Consider the following 17,462-nt stretch of genomic DNA (forward strand, 5'->3'; position numbering starts at 1 on the left):
AACACCATGCCGAAGTACCTGCACTGCCTCCCTGCCAGCGCCGCGCTGCTGCTGATGACGTCCCTACATTCCGCAGTCGCGGCCACGATGTACGGAACGGTGACGGCCGGGCTTTCCTATGTCGACCACATCGGCGCGAAGAATGGGAGCGTGGTACGGGCGTCGAACAGCGAATGGGGAACCAGCCTGATCGGCATCCAAATGGCCGAGGCTTTGACCAGCGACGTGCAACTACTGATACGGCTGGAAAGTGGCTTTAACACCGCCACCGGCACCGTCGGCAGCGATGGCATGCTGTTTAGCCGCTATTCCACGCTGGGCGTGGAAAGCAAAACCTGGGGCAGGCTGGAAGCCGGCCGCTCCATGGCCTACAGCAATGACGTCTGGTACATCGATCCGATGGGCCTGAACTGGTCCGGTTCCGCCACGCTAACCAAGGGGCACAGCTGGAACGCCTGGAGCCATACCGTCGGCTATCGCAGTCCCCAATCTGGCGGCATGGCCATCGGCTTGCAGTCCAGCGTGGGCGGGCGCGCTTGCCGCAGCACTGCCGCGGCGCTCAGCTTCCAGCGCGGAGGACTGGACGTGCGCGCGATATACGACGAAACGCGTGACAGCCAGGGACAACTGTCGGAATTGTTCGACGCCTCGCGTGAATGGATCGTCGGAGCCCGCTATGACCAAAGTGCCAATTCCTGGTTTGTCGCCTATAACATCGTGCGTGCACCCGATGCCTCCGCCAGCGGGGACACATCGATGCGGCATGTGTGGGCCGGCGTGAACCACAAGATCGGCAGCCGCGATCTGCTGCGCCTCGGTATTTACGGCGCACGATCCAACGTGACTGACTCACGCGCCCTGCTGGTGAGTGGTGGCTGGGAACATACCTTCGCGCCTGCGCTCACGCTGTGGGGCACGGCCGCTGTGGTGCGTAACAACCGGGAGGCCGCGTTCCCGGTGGCAGCCTACTGGCAAGACTTGCCGGCGCCTGGTGCGACACAACACACCGTCAATGGTGGTCTGATCTACACCTTTTGAAGTCCCATGACTCTTTTTTGAAAGACTTGAATATGAAAACTGAACAATGCGCGTCGCTGGGCCCCGAGTGGATCGTTGAAGGGGAGGGGAAGTGGTCGCGGCCGCTACAGTTTTTGCCGGGCGACACGGGCTGGGTGGAACTGATGCGCCTGGCGCCGGGCGTTAGATTGGGGCTGCATCGCCACACCGGCCATGTGCACGCCTTCAATCTCGAAGGATCTCGGCAACTGGGGACGGGGGAACAGCTCGGCCCGCACGCCTATGTGTACGAGCCCGAAGGGAATGTCGACTGGTGGCAAGCCACAGGCGACAAGCCGCTGGTTGTCTTTGTTGTGGTCACCGGCGCCGTGGAATACCTGGCACAGGATGGCACCGTGCTGCGCCGGATTACCGTGCGGGATCGGCGGGAGGATTATCTGCGCCACTGCGCTTCCCACGGCCTGCAGCCGGTTCTGTTGGGCCAGGATTCGTTCGCTCGGCAGTGACCGCGCCGATGGCCTTAAACGGCGGTACGGCTTCAGCTTGGGCATGTCTGCAGGCGATGTGCGCATCGGCCAACCTACGTCGCCGCGGACAAGGTGCGCGCCCCGGCGGGCTCGGTGCATGATCTCTGGCCGTCTCTGGCGGCCAGGAATCAAAGCGTCCCACTCAAAATGAAATCTTAAAGATCTGTGCACCCATGCCTCGGGTGGCGGCATAAAGATTTCCATCCTTGTCAGTGACCATCGATGCAATATGGTCGGTTGTATTTGAAAAGGGATAGGACGTCACAATTCCATTTCCGCTTATGCGATAGAGCTTTTGGAACCCAACCACATAGATATTGCCGAATCGATCTATCGCCATCGCACCACTATCGATCGATAATTTATTCGTGATGACGGAAATGGTTTCGTCAATCGCAATTTTTTGAATTAACCCAGCGGAATTTACAAATAAGTTGTCATTGCCGTCAATTGCGAGCCCGGAAATGATACTCTGAGCGGCTGATGAGCTCTTTCCAATGCCACTCAGGTTCCCGCTCGCGCCGTTTCCAGCAAATACGCTCCAGGTGCCACTTGAAGTGAACTTCACGATGCGATTGTTCGTCCCGTCAAGGAAGAACAAGTTGCCCTTGCTATCTGTAGCCAGATCTCCAAATCCTAGCGATGGATTGCTCGAAGACGTTTCCCAATTCATAAACAGATTCTGCTGAGTTCCGGCGGTCGTGAATTTGTAGATGGCCGTCCCCCATATAACTGGTGTGGATGAGGACATAGTTCCTCCCGAACCATAAATATTCCCAGCCGGGTCGATCGCAATGCCTTCCCAGTCGGCAGGTTGATAACCTGGTGCGATCGTCGTGACGACGCCAGCTTGAGTGACTTTTTTCAGTGAACCACGGTCTGAAATGATGATATTCCCGCTGGCGTCCACTACCATGTGCCCACCGCCCCACAAGATCGCGGAAGACCCTGTTCCATCGACAGGATTGCTATTTGTTGTAGCCGAGCCTGCGAGGACTGAGACCCTGAGTGGCGACGTTGAAACATTTTCGGTTGTTGACTGGCTTGTCGCAATGAAATTATTAGCTGGTCCCGTCGCACTAATAGGAACACTGACCACGGCACCAGCCTGGGTATTGACGGTATTGTTCGATCCGTTGATTGTAATTACGTTGCCGTTGGATGAGGAAACAGTAGTTCCTGCCGGTACCCACACGGCTGCGTTTGCTGGCATGGTAAACGTGGCGCCTGCCGCAAGAATCGTAGCGTTCGAACCTGGAGTGGTGGTGCCTGCGGAGTTCAAACCTATAGCACCTGAACCACCACCACAGGCCGTTGTCGAGATAACCAGGCACAGTGCCAGAAATGTGTGTAACGAAATCTGCATATCTCTTTCTATCTTTTTTAATGTTGCACTACAAGGTATGCCGGTAGTAATCTCGCCCCTGGAGACCGTGGCACCTTTGAGGATCACCATAATTCCTTGAAAAACATTATGGTGCTTAGACGCATATATTCTTCTTCCTGGTCTGCTCACAGAAGGTAAAAGACACATTCAGAGTCATCTGGAACATTGAAGCATCCTTGGTGATAATAACATTTTGCCAATATGTGAAAATGCTCGAATTGTCACATCTGCGCGGGACCAGTCCATTGCCGACAGTCGTCCGATATTTGTGCTGCGCCCGGATCTCGGCCCGTGATGATTCCTTCGCGCCTCTGTCTCCGCCAGCCCGCCGCGCGCGTCCTCGTCCCTACTCGCCTTGCTCGCGTTACATCTGCTTACCCGGGAAACGCCTTCCATACATCCTGTTCCCAGCCTTAGGCGTTATTGGCCTGACGGCGCAACGTCAGCGCCATACCGGAGAACGAAAATGGAAACCACCGCAACCTCGAATCGCATCCACCCGCTGATGGCAGCCGCCGCAGTTTCGGTGACTTTGGTCTGCCTGGTCGGTGCCGCCGCGATCGCGGGAGTCTTGCCGAACTCCCATGGTGCCGCCACCACTGCTCCTGCAGCGGAATGGGTGAACAGCGGCAGCGTGCCGATGGCACAGCCGCCAGTACAAGCGCCAGTCGAGCGAGAGCTGGTTCGACACAAAGCTGTCGTGCACCATGAATACCGACGCAATTCGGAAGCGGCCTATGGCGGCGAACACGCCCAGGTCTTTCAAACTGAACAGGCTTACGATAAGCGGCAAGCTCCCGCGTATCCACAGCCGGCTCCGGCCGCCCGAAACAGTCCGCTTGGCATCGGCATCGGTGCCCTGGTGGGCGGACTAGTGGGAAGTAATATTGGCGGTGGCAACGGCCGTACCCTGGCAGCTATCGCCGGTGCGGTGGGTGGTGGTTACCTGGGGAACGAAATCGCCAAACACAACCAGCCAGTTGGCCAACCATAAGAAGATGCCCGCCGGTGGATCCGACACTGAGGATCCCCTCATACACAGGCCCTGACAGCCGGCGGAAACGTTATGTTTCGGCGCTGGAAAAATGCTAGCCAACGTTTTCCCAAGATCACCAGAGACAAGGAAACAGGAAATGACCAAAAAGATAATGTGGGCGGCAGCCGTCGCAATTGCCTTGAGCGGTTGCACCACCGTCGTCAAGGAGCGAGTTGTCGTACACGATCACCCAGCGATTGTGCGCCAAGCGCCGGCCCCCATCCAGGAAGTGATTCCGCCACCGCCAGCATCTGGATATGCCTGGATACAGGGGCATTGGGCCTGGCGCGACCACGGATGGCAATGGCAACCAGGACACTGGTACCTGGGCGCCGCACGTCCGATGCCGGCGCTAATCGTTGAGCAAATTACCGTCGCACCTAGCCCCGCGCATTTTTGGATTCCTGGCCACTGGCGTTGGCGCCACAATGAATGGGAGTGGACACGCGGCCACTGGGAACGATAAGACAGCCGCGTCACGGACTGTCCGGACTGCTGTCCTTTTCGCTCTGCAAGGACGGAAATCCGGACAGCCAGCGACGCACGTCCACCGAAGCCTTGATGTACCATCTGAAGGTGCTGACTGGCCGGGAACTGGCCGCGCGCTCGATAGGGGCGCAGGCGACCGAGGTGGCAGTGCGTGTGGGTGTGCTCAACCGCATGACCGCACTGGCCTCAGGGACAGGGAGGGATACACGGACCGCGATGGAGCACGGCATGGCACATGCAAAGCGTAAGCCTTCGACTATCCTGATTAAGCGAGCGTACGACGACGCGAGCCCCGACGACGGCTACCGGGTGTTGGTCGATCGCGTCTGGCCCCGCGGGCGCAGCCGGGCAACGCTCGCATTGGCACAGTGGCTGCGCGACATTGCCCCGAGCGAAGCATTGCGCAAATGGTTCGGCCACGAGCCGCAGCGCTGGGAAGCCTTCCAGCGACGCTATCTGGCTGAATTGCAGACCGACGAACAATTGCTGCGCATGCGCAGCCTGCTGGCCGACGCCGCCGGTCAGCCGATCACGCTGGTGTATGGCGCGAAAGACCCGGAACACAATCAGGCAGTCGTGCTGCGCGAGGCCTTGTTGCGGCTGCTGGACGGTTGAGTCCATTTCCTTGCGCGAGACGGTAGGCGGATCACTTCGCAGTCAGCGACGCGACCCGTTCGCGCAACGTCGGCAACAGTTCGCTCTCGAACCAGGGGTGACGCTGGAACCAGGGTGTATTGCGTGGCGAGGGATGCGGCAATGGCAGATAGCGCGGGCCGAATGTGCGCCATGCCCGCACCGTCTCCGTCAATGACGACTTGCGGCGACTGCCCAGAAAGTGCCGTTGCGCATGCAGGCCGATCAGCAGGGTCAGTTCAATATTGGGTAGCGCCGCCAACAGCTGATCGAGCCACAGCGTCGCGCATTCGCGCCGCGGCGGCAGGTCGCCGCTGCTGCCCCGGCCCGGATAACAATATCCCATCGGGATGATGGCGATGGTCGACGCGTCATGAAAGGCGCTCGCATCCAGACCCAGCCATTGGCGCAGGCGCTCTCCACTTGGATCATCCCAGGGGACGCCCGAGGCATGCACGCGCGCGCCGGGCGCCTGTCCCACGATGAGGATGCGCGCCGATGCGCCGGCCTGCAACACGGGCCGGGGCCCGAGAGGAAGGTGGGCCTCGCAGGCGCGGCATTGACGGACCGCCGCCAACAGCGGGTCCAGCCCGGCGTACGCCGTTGTGGTTGACGGGCTGCGCGACCGGTTCATGGCGTCACTGCGCCGCCGGTGGCGCGACCGACGTGACGGTGAACAGGTCCGGGTCGTCCGCATGATCGATCAGGATGCGTTTGACACGGTCCTGCCACATGGTGGCGAAGGCGCGCTGGTCGTCTGGCGTGGCGAGCCCGTCGAGGATCTTTCTCAACAGGACACTCATGCCTGGGTCGGCCGCGACCCGGTGCATGTGCATGCTGAGCCGGACCGCCGCGCCGTTGTCGCCACGTTCGAATACGACCTCGCCATCATCGCCGCTGTCAAATTGCAGCAAATGCTGGCGCTGGAAATTGCCGCCTATGCCCTTGAAGCCGCCAATGCCTGCCGCACCCGTGATCAGGCCGACGACGCTAGCGATGACGCCGCTCACGCCTTCATCCTGCGCCGCCGCAAACCGCACGCGCAGCGCGCCCCGTTCCGGCGTGCCGTCGGGGTACAGTGCGCGCAAGGCACGCCACGTCATGAGGTAGGCGCCGGCGACCGTCGGGCACGAGTGCCCGGCCAGCCTGACGGCGTCGATATAGCGGTAGGTGATCATGCCATCGGTGCAAGCGCCGAGAAACTCGGCCAAGCCGTCATGCACGGTGATGGTGGGGGCCTGGTCGAAAAAATCAGGGAAGCGCATGCTATGTCTGCCTTTCTGGATGGGGCGGCGCGGGCCGCAAATGGAGAGTGGGCGCTACAACTGCCCACTCTCCGCGCCGTGCTTGACCCAAAACACGATGACTGATGTCTTGTCCGTGAATCGCTCCGCATGGTCGGCGCCAGCCGGGATCACGCACCATTCGCCGGGCCGCACCGGCCGCTCGGCGCCGTCCAGCGTCAGGTAGAGCGTGCCTTCGCTGACGGTCACGTAGTTGGTGGTCGCATGCGTGTGGAGCGGAGAATTGATGTGTTCTCGGGTGGCAATGGTGACGTCACAGTTTTCGTCGCTGATCTTGCCCAAACCAAGCAGGGCCTCGGGGATATGCGCCATGAGAAATTCTTTGCCAGTTGTGTGTGGAGGGGGGCATGCACTGCCGGATCGGTCATTGTAAGACAGGTCGATGGCGCCCGAAGCCTTGCCACTACTGGCCGCATGGCATCTTTGTTTCATCTTCGTTTCACTTTGTTCCGTGTCGGGCGGCTGCAGGTTGCATGGAACATGAAATGAAACAAAAGCAGGATAAAAAGATGTGCGGCTTGCAGGCTGCAAATGACGATGCTTCTTATCAATACTATATTCAAGTAATTGATTGGAAAGGCTTATGTTGAAAGCCTCCCGGTTTGCGATGTCCCGGCTCATCGTTTGGCACGGCAATTGCACCAGCGGCCATGACAGTTCGGTGCAGCGAGTTGAATGAAACGGCAATGAAAATACCTGGAGACGACATGACCTACGCAGACTTCTACCAAGAATCGATTGATGAACCGGCCAAGTTCTGGGGCCGGGAAGCCCACGCCATCGACTGGCAAACGCCCTACACACAGGTGCTCGACTACAGCAAGGCGCCGTTCGCGCGCTGGTTTGTCGACGGGCGTACCAATCTGTGCCACAACGCGGTCGACCGCTGGCTGGCAACGCAGGGCGAGCAACCGGCGCTGATCGCTATCTCGACCGAGACGCACCAGGAGAAGGTGTACAGCTTCAAGCAACTGCACGCGGAAGTATGCCGCATGGCGGCGATCCTGGTTGGACTGGGCGTGGGGCAGGGCGACCGCGTGCTGATCTACATGCCGATGATCGCCGAGGCGGCGTTCGCGATGCTGGCCTGCGCCCGCATTGGCGCGGTTCATTCGGTCGTGTTCGGCGGCTTCGCTTCCCACAGCCTGGCCACGCGGATCGATGACGCGCAGCCCAAACTGGTCATTTCCGCCGACGCCGGTTCGCGCGGCGGCAAGCCGGTGCCATACAAGCCCCTGCTCGACGCGGCCATCACGCAGGCTAGCTTCAAGCCGTCCAAGGTGCTGCTGGTCGACCGCGGCCTGGTGCCGATGACGCTGGTGCCGGAACGCGACGCGGACTACGCCAGCCTGCGCGACCAGTATCTCGACGCCGACGTGCCCGTCACCTGGCTCGAATCGAACCAGCCGTCCTACATCCTGTACACCTCCGGCACGACCGGCAAGCCGAAGGGGGTACAGCGCGATGTGGGCGGTTATGCGGTCGCCCTGGCCGCGTCGATGAAGCATATCTTCTGCGCCAAGCCGGGTGAAGCGTTCTTCTCGACCTCGGACATCGGCTGGGTGGTCGGGCATTCCTACATCGTGTACGGCCCCCTGATCGCGGGCATGGCCACCATCATGTACGAAGGTTTGCCGACGTCGCCCGACGGCGGCATCTGGTGGAGCATCGTCGAAAAATACCGCGTCACCCGCATGTTCTCGGCCCCCACGGCGGTGCGCGTACTGAAGAAGCAGCCTGCGGAATTGATGACGAAATACGATCTGTCCTCGCTCAAGGCCTTGTACCTGGCCGGCGAGCCGCTCGACGAGACCACGTCGAACTGGATCGCGACCGCACTCGGGGTGCCAGTGATCGACAACTACTGGCAGACCGAGACGGGCTGGCCTATCCTGTCCATCGCCAAGGGCATAGAAGACCAGCCGACCAAACTGGGCAGTCCCGGCCTGCCCGTGTTCGGCTACAAGGTCAAGGTCCAGAACGAGGCCACTGGCGAAGACTGCGGCGCCAACGAGAAAGGCGTGGTCGTCATCGAGGGGCCGTTGCCGCCGGGCTGCCTGCAGACCGTGTATGGCGACGACCAGCGCTTCCTGTCCACCTACTGGAACCGGATCAACGGCAAGCACGTCTACTCGACCTTTGACTGGGGCATTCGTGATGCGCAAGGCTACTACTTCATTCTCGGGCGTACCGATGACGTGATCAACGTCGCCGGCCACCGCCTGGGCACGCGCGAGATCGAAGAGAGCATTTCGTCCCACCCCAACGTGTCCGAGGTCGCGGTGGTCGGGGTTGAAAATCAGCTCAAGGGCCAGGTGGCGGTGGCTTTCGTGGTGCTCAAGCATCCCGACGCGGCCGCCGGCGCCGATGCCGGCGCGGCATTGGAAAAGGAAATCATGGGCGTGGTCGACCAGCAGCTTGGCGCCGTCGCCCGGCCGGCGCGCGTGGTGTTCATCCACGCCTTGCCCAAGACCCGCTCCGGCAAGCTGTTGCGCCGTTCGATACAGGCGGTGTGCGAAGGGCGTGACCCGGGCGACCTGACCACCATCGAAGATCCCAGCTCGCTGGCCCAGATCAAGACTGCATTGTCGGCTGCGAAATAGGTACCCAGGGGGAGGGCGGCGCCAGCCGGGCAATGGTCTAGGGGGCGGTCTGGCGCAGCACTGCCGGTGAAGGCGGCTCCCGCAGCACGGCGCCGCGAACCTGGTGCGGCGCGCCTGGCCCTGGATGCCCGCCCGGTGCCAGGCGCGACATCGACATTCGCCGGGGGCCGCCAGCCAGGTCGCCGGGCCGGCTCAAGCCGGTGGCGACCACGGTGACCCGCATGGCATCACCCAGCGCATCGTCGAAGACGGCGCCGAATTTGATCATGGCGTCGTCGCTGACCTGCGCGCAGATCACATTCATCACCTGCTTGGTTTCGCGCAGTTTCAGGGTCTCTTCGGATGCGGTGATGTTGACCAGCAGCCCGCGCGCGGCGTGCAGGTTGGAGCCATCGAGCAGCGGGCAGGAGATCGCCTCTTCGGCCGCCTTGATGGCACGGTCTTCCCCGGCGTGTTGGGCTGAACCCATCATCGCTATCCCGGACAGGCGCATGACCGTGCGGACGTCTTCGAAGTCGACGTTGATCATGCCCGGCACGGTGATGATTTCGGCGATACCGGCGACCGCCTTGCTCAACACATCGTCGGCGGCAGCGAAGGCCTGCCGTTGCGTGACATCGCCGCCCAACACTTCCTCGAGGCGGCCATTGAGCACGATGACGAGCGAGTCCACGCATTTCGCCAGCAAGGCGATACCTTCTTCGGCCACCCGCATGCGCCGCGGGCCTTCGAATTCGAAGGGCTTCGATACGACGCCAACGGTCAGGATGCCCATCTCGCGGGCCACTTCGGCGACCACGGGCGCGGCGCCGGTGCCGGTGCCGCCACCCATGCCGGCGGTGAGGAACAGCATGTGCGCGCCCTTGATCGCGTCGGCGATGGCGGTGCGTTCGCGCAGGGCCTTTTCGCGGCCGACGACCGGGTCGCTGCCGGCGCCCAGGCCGCCCTCGCCGAGCTGGATCCGCTTTTCGACGCGGGTATGCGATAGCGCCTGCGCGTCCGTATTGGCGCAGATGAATTCGAAGGTGGACAGGCCGGAGGCGGCCATGTGGTTGACAGCGTTGCCGCCGGCGCCACCAATGCCGATGACTTTGATGACGGTGGCCGCTTGGGTATTTTTCAGGTCTAGCAAAAGAGACTCCTTTTGATGGGATTGCGCCTGGCCAGCCGGGCCGTCCGGCGATGCGCCGGGTTGCCTCTACGCATACGCTAACGGCGCGCAACAGCAGGGGACGCGACGCTCCCCTGGCGCGCGCAAACAGTGCTGGCCAATGCCGAGTCCTCTAGCCTACTTGCTGAGGCGCGCACGATACAGGCTTAAATCGTTTCAATGAAAACCATTTGTAATACTGCGTGCAATTGCGGCGAAAGGTGGCGCTCGCCTCAGATGGCTGTCAGAGGGACGTAAGCAGCAACCAGCCGATCAGCGCCGATACCACCAGGAACGGGAAGGAGTAGAGGTGAAAGCGCAGCCACAAATGGCGCTCTGGCGTCATGCGCAGCGCGATGATGTTGGCCAGCGAGCCAATCGCGAGTCCGAACCCGCCCGCATTGACCCCGTAGGCGAGCACCTTGTAAGCGGTGGAGTATTGCACCAGCATGATAGTCGCCGGAACGTTGCTGATGACCTGGGAGCCAAGCAGGGCGGCCAGATACAGCTGCAGTTGCGTGAATTGGGGAATGCCTTCGACCCAGGCCTGAACGAACGCCAACCGGGAAAGCAGGTGGATGTCGACAAACATGAGGATGAAAACCAGGATCAGGCACCAGTCGACCTTTGCGACGATCTCCCGGCAGAACAGCAGGACCGCGACGCCCACGCCAACCAGTCCCCACCCAGGATGACCCAGTTCAACCGTGGCCAGGAACGCGGCATAGAGCAGCGCGCACGTCCTGAGCAGCGCCACGCTGTAGGACGTGGCGTCGTCCTTCAACTCGGTGTGGATGGCTTGTTTCGGGAAGCATAACCAGGTCGCCAGCAACAGGAGCGCGAAGATCGCCAGCGCGAGCGGCACCATTTGCCAGGTGAAGTCGGCGAAGGATAAATGCGAGCGTTGCCATAACAGGATGTTCTGCGGGTTGCCTATCGGGGTCAGTAATGAGCCGGCATTGACGGCCAATGCTTCAAAGATGACCAGCCGGCCTATCGGCAAGTTGCTGATGCCGGTCAGGCCGACGGTCAGCGGAACGACGATAAACAGCGCGATGTCGTTGGTGAGCACGGTGGACAAAACGGTCGACGCGGTGACCAGAAATAGCGCCAGCGCCCGTTCCTGCCGCAGCCGGTTGATGATGACCCGCCCCAGGTGTTCCAGGTAGCCGCTCGCCTCGATGCCCGTGGTCAGCAATAGCATCCCGGCCAGCGTCGCGATGGTGTGCCAGTCGATCCAGATGAGATATTCCTGGACTGGATGAGGCGACAGGAAGGACAGGGCGATGGCGACGATCAGCAGCAGGTGCATCAATCGGTCGCGAAGAAATGGTTTGCTGATCTGGCTGAGGAAAGACGGTGTGGTGACGGGTTTGGTCATCTCGGGCATGGGGAGTTTCTGGCGTGGACAAGGCGCGCTGTCGGCACGCACTTGATTCATGATAACAGACCGTGGTGAGGGGCCAGGCACTGGCGCGACTTTCGCGCTCCGCTTGCCATGACACATGTTTTTTTCCCTCGCGGCCCTTTTTGAGGACGGGAAAGCATGTTACTCTCCGCTTGCTTTCCAGAAAATATTTTCGTGCCCGCTGTGCCAGTCGCGCGGGCGATTCCACAATCCCGGCCGGCCGCCGCTACCCGCCTCAGGCCAGCCAGGATTGATCACCATAAGTGCGTCACCATCGCACATGAAGGAATGAGAATGAGCAAGGGCGAACCACTACGCCTGCACGTGCCCGAACCGACGGGACGTCCTGGCTGTAACACCGATTTTTCCTATCTGCGCCTGTCGCCAGCCGGTGCCGTGCGCCGGCCCGAGGTCGACGTCACCCCCATGGATACGCGTGATCTCGCGTACTCGCTGATCAGCGTGCTCGATGCCGAGGGCAACGCGGTCGGCCCCTGGGCGCCGCAGATCGACATTGAACTCGTGCGCAAGGGCATGCGCGCCATGATGAAGACCCGCATCTTCGACAGCCGCATGCTGATGGCGCAGCGCCAGAAAAAGATGTCGTTCTACATGCAGAGCCTGGGCGAGGAGGCCATCGGCACTGCGCAAGCGCTGGCGCTCAACGTGGACGACATGTGTTTTCCCACCTACCGCCAGCAAAGCATCCTGATCGTGCGCGACTATCCCATGGTCGACATGATCTGCCAGCTGATGTCGAACGAACGCGATCCGTTGAAGGGCCGGCAACTGCCCGTCATGTATTCGGTGAAGAAGGCTGGCTTCTTCTCCATCTCCGGCAACCTGGCCACCCAATACATCCAGGCCGTGGGCTGGGGCATGGCCTCGGCCATCAAGGGCGATACCAAGATCGCCTCGGCCTGGATCGGCGACGGCGCCACGGCCGAAGCGGACTTCGATACGGCCCTGACGTTCGCCCACGTGTACCGCGCGCCGGTGATCCTGAACGTGGTCAACAACCAGTGGGCCATCTCGACTTTCCAGGCCATCGCCGGCGGCGAGGACACCACCTTCGCCGCCCGTGGCGTGGGCTGCGGCATCGCCTCGCTGCGCGTCGATGGCAATGACTTCCTGGCCGTGTACGCGGCCTCGTGCTGGGCCGCCGAGCGGGCCCGCCGCAACCTCGGTCCCTGCCTGATCGAATGGGTCACCTACCGCGCCGGCCCGCATTCGACCTCGGACGATCCGTCGAAATACCGGCCCGCCGATGACTGGTCACATTTCCCGCTGGGCGACCCGATCGCGCGCCTGAAACAGTACCTGATCAAGGCTGGCGCCTGGTCGGAACAGGAGCACGAGGAAACGCAGAAGCGGCTGGAGGCCGAGGTATTGACCGCGCAGAAGGAGTCCGAACAGTACGGCACCATGGCCAGCGGCCACACTTTCAGCCCCGCCGAAATGTTCGATGGCATCTACAAGGAACTGCCTGAACATCTGCGCGTGCAACGTCAGCAACTGGGGATCTGAGATGGCGGAAAACACAGTAAAAACACCCATGACCATGATCCAGGCCCTGCGTTCGGCGATGGACGTGATGCTGGAGAAGGATGAACAAGTCGTGGTCTTCGGCCAGGACGTGGGCTACTTTGGCGGCGTGTTCCGCTGCACCGAAGGCCTGCAAAAGAAATACGGAACATCGCGCGTGTTCGATACGCCGATTTCCGAAGGCGGCATCGTCGGTGTGGCCATCGGCATGGGCGCGTATGGCCTGCGCCCGTGCATCGAGATCCAGTTCGCCGACTACATCTATCCGGCCTATGACCAGATCGTGTCCGAGGCGGCGCGGCTGCGCTTCCGTTCGGCGGGCGACTTCACCGCGCCCATCACGATCCGCACGCCATGCGGCGGCGGCATCTACGGCGGCCAGACCCACAGCCAGAGCCCGGAGGCCGTGTTTGCCCACGTCTGCGGCTTGCGCACGGTGATGCCGTCGAATCCCTACGACGCCAAGGGCTTGCTGATTTCCTCGATCGAGAATGACGATCCGGTGATCTTCCTGGAACCGAAGCGCCTGTACAACGGGCCGTTCGACGGCCACCACGACAAGCCGGTGGTGCCCTGGTCGCAGAATCCGCTGGGCGAAGTGCCCGAGGGTTATTACACCGTCCCGCTGGACAAGGCGGCCATTTTCCGGCCCGGCAAGCAGCTCACCGTGCTCGCCTACGGCACCATGGTGTGGGTGTCCGAGGCGGCTGCGCGCGAGACCGGCATCGACGCCGAGATCATCGACTTGCGCAGCCTGTGGCCATTGGACCTGGCGACCATCGTCGAGTCGGTCAAGAAAACGGGACGCTGCGTGGTGGTGCATGAGGCCACCCGCACCTGCGGCTTCGGCGCCGAACTGGTGTCGCTGGTGCAGGAGCATTGCTTCTACCATCTGGAAGCGCCGATCGAACGTGTGACGGGTTGGGATACGCCTTACCCGCACGCGCAGGAATGGGCGTATTTCCCTGGGCCGGCGCGGGTTGGCGCGGCGTTCAAACGTGCGGTGGAGGCATAAAGATGGGTATTCATGTCATCAAGATGCCGGACATCGGCGAGGGCATTGCGGAAGTTGAACTGGTCATGTGGCATGTCAAGGTGGGCGACGCCGTCACCGAGGACATGATCCTGGCCGACGTCATGACCGACAAGGCCACCATTGAAATTCCATCGCCGGTCCACGGCACCGTGGCCATGCTCGGCGGCGCGGCGGGGCAGGTGATGGCCGTGGGCGCGGACCTGATCCACATTGAAGTGGAGGGCGCCGGTAACCTGAAACCGCAATCGGGTGCGGCTGCTCCTGCGGCCCAGGTGGCGCCGGTTTCGGCACCGGCCCCGGTTCCTGCGCCGCAGCAGCAAGCTCCCGCCGTGGCGCCAGCTGCTGCCAAGCCTGCGGCGCTGCCTGCCGCCGGCGCGCCAGCCGCGCATGCGCATGCGTCCGCACCCGCGCGCGTCGCGCGCGCGGCGGGCGAACGTCCGCTGGCGTCGCCCGCCGTGCGCAAGCGCGCATGGGACATGGGCGTTGAACTGCAGTTCGTGCATGGCAGCGGCCCGGCCGGCCGTATTCTGGACACGGACCTGGACGCCTACGTCGCGCGCGGCACGCAGGGCGCGACCGCCACCGCGCCTGGCGGCTACCGCGAAATCCATACCGAGCAGACCATCCCGCTGATCGGCCTGCGCCGCAAGATCGCGCAGAAGATGCAGGAGGCCAAGCGCCGCATCCCGCACTTTTCGTACGTCGAGGAGATCGACGTCACGGAGCTGGAAAGCCTGCGGGTGCGCATGAACGAGCAGTGGGGCAAGGAGCGCGGCAAGCTGACCGTGCTGCCGCTGCTGGCGCGCGCGCTGGTGGTCGCGCTGCGCCAGTTCCCGCAGATGAACGCGCGCTTCGATGACGACGCCGGCTTCGTCACGCAATACGGCGCCGTCCATCTGGGCGTCGCTACCCAGACCGACAGCGGCCTGCTGGTGTCGGTGATGCGCCACGCCGAGGCACGCGACCTGTGGTCGTGCGCCGCCGAGATCGGGCGCCTGGCCGATGCCGCGCGCACGGGCAAGGCCACGCGCGAGGAATTGTCCGGGTCGACCATCACCATTACCAGCCTGGGCGCGCTGGGCGGCATCGTCACCACGCCGGTGATCAACCATCCTGAAGTGGCCATCATCGGCGTCAACAAGATCGCCGAGCGGCCCGTGGTGCGCAATGGTGGGCTGGTGATCCGCAAGATGATGAACCTGTCGTCCTCGTTCGACCATCGCGTGATCGACGGCATGCATGCGGCCCAGTTCGTGCAAGCTATCCGCGCCTTGCTGGAATGCCCAGCCATGCTCTTTGTGGAGTAATCGATGAACCAACATACCACTACGCTGCTGGTGATCGGCGGCGGTCCTGGCGGCTACATCGCAGCCATCCGCGCCGGCCAGCTGGGCATTCCCACTACCCTGGTCGAAGCCGCTGAACTGGGCGGCACCTGCCTTAACGTGGGCTGCATCCCCTCCAAGGCGCTGATCCATGCGGCCGAAGAATTCGACAAGGCCAGTCATTACGCCAGCGGCTCGGCGCTGGGCATTTCCGTGCAGGCGCCGCGCATCGACATTGGCCAGACCGTGCTGTGGAAGGACGGCATCGTCGGCCGCCTGACGGGCGGCGTGGCCGCGCTGCTGAAGAAAAGCGGCGTGCGCGTCGTCAAGGGCTGGGCCAATATTGTCGATGGCAAGACCGTCGAAGTGATCCGGGACGGCGAGAGCCCGCAGCGCATCGGCTGCGAGCACCTGTTGCTGGCCACCGGGTCACACGCCACCGAATTGCCCTTCATGCCGTTTGGCGGGATGGTGATCAGCGCGACGGAAGCGCTGTCGCCCAAGACCGTGCCGGGCAAGCTGGTGGTCGTGGGGGCAGGGTATATCGGCCTTGAACTGGGCATCGCCTATGCCAAGCTGGGGGCGCAGGTGGACGTGGTGGAGGCGCAAGAGCGCATCCTGCCCGCCTACGACGCGGAGTTGACACGCCCCGTGGCCCACGCGCTCAAGGGCCTGGGCGTGGAGACCCATCCAGGCTGCTCGGTGCTCGGGCTGGACCCGGAGGGCGCCGCGGTGCGGATACGGAACGCCGCCGGCGAGGAGTCGGCATTGGCGGCGGACCAGGTGCTGGTCGCCGTTGGCCGGCGCCCGAACACGCGCGGCTTCGGCCTGGAGAAGCTGCGCATCGACATGGATGGCCACTTCATCAAGGTCGATGACCAGTGCCGTACCTCGATGCGCGATGTGTGGGCCATCGGCGACGTGACCGGCGAACCGATGCTGGCGCACCGCGCCATGGCGCAAGGCGAGATGGTGGCCGAGATCATCAGCGGCAAGCGCCGCCATTTCACGCCGGCCGCCATCGCGGCGGTGTGCTTCACCGATCCCGAAGTGGTGGTGGTCGGCGCCACGCCCCAGCTGGCGCGGGCGCAGGGCGTCGCTTGCGTGGATGCCGTGTTCCCGTTCGCCGCCAACGGACGCGCCATGTCGCTCGAAGCCAAGGACGGCTTCGTGCGGGTGGTGGCGCGCAGCGACAATCACCTGATCGTTGGCTGGCAGGCGGTCGGCAAGGCAGTATCGGAGTTGTCCGCCGCGTTCGCCCAGTCGATCGAGATGGGGGCCACGCTTGAAGATGTGGCGGGCACCATCCATGCGCATCCTACCTTGGGCGAGGCGATCCAGGAGGCCGCGCTGCGCGCACTGGGGCACGCGCTGCATATTTGAGCCGGGGGCGGCCAACGGGCAATGGGTATGTGGCCTCGGGGTCGCCCACGCCGATCTTCTACGGCATGCCTGGCGGGTGATGTTTGCCGGCGGTGACTCGCTTGGCCTGCATCCCTTCGCCGGCCACTTGCTGCAGGAACTCGACTTCCGTCCCGATTTCCAGTTGGTCAAACTGGGGATAGGCCAGATTGTCGCGCTGGAAATACAGTTCCGTTCCGTCGGCTGTCTCGATGTAGCCGTGGCCATCCTCGAACAGTCTGGCGACACGGCCATGCACGGGCGTTTCGTGCAGCTTGACATTGCCCCGCTGTTCACGCACGAAGTCCTGCAGTTTGCGGGTCGCGGCGTCAAAGGCGTCGCGAACGACAACGTAGACATCTTCATGCCGGTGCACGCGGTTGATGACGATCTCGGTGCCCGACACCGTCAGGTCGATATGCACCTCATACATGCGGCCCTGTGTCTGGTGCTTGCCGGCGGTGCCGACGGTCACATCGCAGCGCATGACATGGTTGCAGAATTCGTCGAATTTTTCGGCGCGCTTGCGGATTTCCGCTTCGAGCGCATCGGAGTGGGGCATATCGACAAAGCGGATATGGAGTGGAATGATCATGATGCA

General features: G+C 62.5%; 17 protein-coding genes and 1 pseudogene. 11 read left to right on the forward strand and 7 right to left on the reverse strand.

Features of this window, described 5'->3' with window-relative positions; genetic code table 11:
• Positions 1-6: 6 nt before the first annotated feature.
• Both H3H36_RS20545 and H3H36_RS20550 read left to right on the forward strand, forming a co-directional pair.
• Positions 7-1,038: a porin gene (locus H3H36_RS20545; RefSeq protein WP_182219957.1), complete on the forward strand. Its 1,032-nt coding sequence runs from the start codon at positions 7-9 to the stop codon at positions 1,036-1,038.
• A 32-nt stretch (positions 1,039-1,070) separates the two neighbouring features.
• On the forward strand, positions 1,071-1,523 hold the full coding sequence (locus tag H3H36_RS20550) for a cupin domain-containing protein (protein ID WP_182219958.1): 453 nt from the start codon (positions 1,071-1,073) through the stop codon (positions 1,521-1,523).
• A gap of 163 nt (positions 1,524-1,686) precedes the next feature.
• Here H3H36_RS20550 and H3H36_RS20555 read toward each other — a convergent pair whose 3' ends face one another.
• A complete protein-coding gene (locus H3H36_RS20555) occupies positions 1,687-3,000 on the reverse strand; it encodes an NHL repeat-containing protein (RefSeq protein ID WP_182219959.1) in 1,314 nt (437 codons plus the stop codon).
• Positions 3,001-3,397: 397 nt separating this feature from the next.
• Here H3H36_RS20555 and H3H36_RS20560 point away from each other — a divergent pair, with 397 nt between their 5' ends.
• From H3H36_RS20560 to H3H36_RS20575, 4 genes and pseudogenes are all read left to right on the forward strand, one after another.
• The gene (locus H3H36_RS20560) at positions 3,398-3,925 is read left to right on the forward strand and encodes a glycine zipper 2TM domain-containing protein (RefSeq protein WP_182219960.1); all 528 of its coding nucleotides are present in this window, start codon (positions 3,398-3,400) and stop codon (positions 3,923-3,925) included.
• A 154-nt stretch (positions 3,926-4,079) separates the two neighbouring features.
• Positions 4,080-4,433, forward strand: coding sequence for a YXWGXW repeat-containing protein (locus tag H3H36_RS27750; RefSeq protein ID WP_375539612.1), 354 nt, complete (start codon positions 4,080-4,082; stop codon positions 4,431-4,433).
• Positions 4,434-4,504: 71 nt separating this feature from the next.
• Positions 4,505-4,642: pseudogene (locus H3H36_RS20570) on the forward strand (IS5/IS1182 family transposase); the annotation flags it as partial.
• Between the two features lie 42 nt (positions 4,643-4,684).
• Positions 4,685-5,071, forward strand: a complete 387-nt coding sequence (locus tag H3H36_RS20575; protein WP_182220018.1) for a DUF488 domain-containing protein — start codon at positions 4,685-4,687, stop codon at positions 5,069-5,071.
• A 31-nt stretch (positions 5,072-5,102) separates the two neighbouring features.
• Here the strand turns inward: H3H36_RS20575 and H3H36_RS20580 are convergent, their stop codons facing one another.
• From H3H36_RS20580 to H3H36_RS20590, 3 genes are read right to left on the reverse strand one after another with little or no spacing between them, the layout of a single operon-like run.
• Positions 5,103-5,723: a uracil-DNA glycosylase family protein gene (locus tag H3H36_RS20580; protein WP_182219962.1), complete on the reverse strand. Its 621-nt coding sequence runs from the start codon at positions 5,721-5,723 to the stop codon at positions 5,103-5,105.
• A 4-nt stretch (positions 5,724-5,727) separates the two neighbouring features.
• Positions 5,728-6,354: an FmdE family protein gene (locus H3H36_RS20585; protein WP_182219963.1), complete on the reverse strand. Its 627-nt coding sequence runs from the start codon at positions 6,352-6,354 to the stop codon at positions 5,728-5,730.
• 54 nt (positions 6,355-6,408) lie between these two features.
• The gene (locus H3H36_RS20590; protein ID WP_182219964.1) at positions 6,409-7,014 is read right to left on the reverse strand and encodes a cupin domain-containing protein; all 606 of its coding nucleotides are present in this window, start codon (positions 7,012-7,014) and stop codon (positions 6,409-6,411) included.
• A 65-nt stretch (positions 7,015-7,079) separates the two neighbouring features.
• Between H3H36_RS20590 and H3H36_RS20595 the strand changes: the two genes are divergently transcribed.
• Positions 7,080-8,996, forward strand: a complete 1,917-nt coding sequence (locus H3H36_RS20595) for a propionate--CoA ligase (protein WP_255461893.1) — start codon at positions 7,080-7,082, stop codon at positions 8,994-8,996.
• Between the two features lie 37 nt (positions 8,997-9,033).
• Here the strand turns inward: H3H36_RS20595 and ftsZ are convergent, their stop codons facing one another.
• A complete protein-coding gene (ftsZ, locus tag H3H36_RS20600; protein WP_182219966.1) occupies positions 9,034-10,128 on the reverse strand; it encodes a cell division protein FtsZ in 1,095 nt (364 codons plus the stop codon).
• Between the two features lie 262 nt (positions 10,129-10,390).
• Complete coding sequence (locus H3H36_RS20605) at positions 10,391-11,536, reverse strand: SLC13 family permease (protein ID WP_182219967.1); 1,146 nt, start codon at positions 11,534-11,536, stop codon at positions 10,391-10,393.
• A 312-nt stretch (positions 11,537-11,848) separates the two neighbouring features.
• Between H3H36_RS20605 and H3H36_RS20610 the strand changes: the two genes are divergently transcribed.
• The 4 genes from H3H36_RS20610 to lpdA are packed head-to-tail and all read left to right on the forward strand — an operon-like array spanning position 11,849 to position 16,843.
• Positions 11,849-13,081 (forward strand): 3-methyl-2-oxobutanoate dehydrogenase (2-methylpropanoyl-transferring) subunit alpha, encoded by a 1,233-nt coding sequence (locus tag H3H36_RS20610; RefSeq protein WP_182219968.1) that lies wholly within the window; start codon positions 11,849-11,851, stop codon positions 13,079-13,081.
• A gap of 28 nt (positions 13,082-13,109) precedes the next feature.
• The gene (locus H3H36_RS20615) at positions 13,110-14,114 is read left to right on the forward strand and encodes an alpha-ketoacid dehydrogenase subunit beta (protein WP_220459816.1); all 1,005 of its coding nucleotides are present in this window, start codon (positions 13,110-13,112) and stop codon (positions 14,112-14,114) included.
• Positions 14,115-14,116: 2 nt separating this feature from the next.
• Positions 14,117-15,442: a dihydrolipoamide acetyltransferase family protein gene (locus H3H36_RS20620; protein WP_182219970.1), complete on the forward strand. Its 1,326-nt coding sequence runs from the start codon at positions 14,117-14,119 to the stop codon at positions 15,440-15,442.
• 3 nt (positions 15,443-15,445) lie between these two features.
• Positions 15,446-16,843, forward strand: coding sequence for a dihydrolipoyl dehydrogenase (lpdA, locus tag H3H36_RS20625; RefSeq protein ID WP_182219971.1), 1,398 nt, complete (start codon positions 15,446-15,448; stop codon positions 16,841-16,843).
• A 58-nt stretch (positions 16,844-16,901) separates the two neighbouring features.
• On the opposite strand, the gene H3H36_RS20630 is transcribed toward lpdA, so the two are convergent.
• Entirely contained in the window at positions 16,902-17,456 is a 555-nt protein-coding gene (locus tag H3H36_RS20630; RefSeq protein WP_182219972.1) for an HPF/RaiA family ribosome-associated protein, read from the reverse strand.
• Positions 17,457-17,462 lie beyond the last annotated feature (6 nt).

Source organism: Rugamonas fusca, assembly GCF_014042365.1.
Taxonomy (GTDB): domain Bacteria; phylum Pseudomonadota; class Gammaproteobacteria; order Burkholderiales; family Burkholderiaceae_D; genus Rugamonas; species Rugamonas fusca.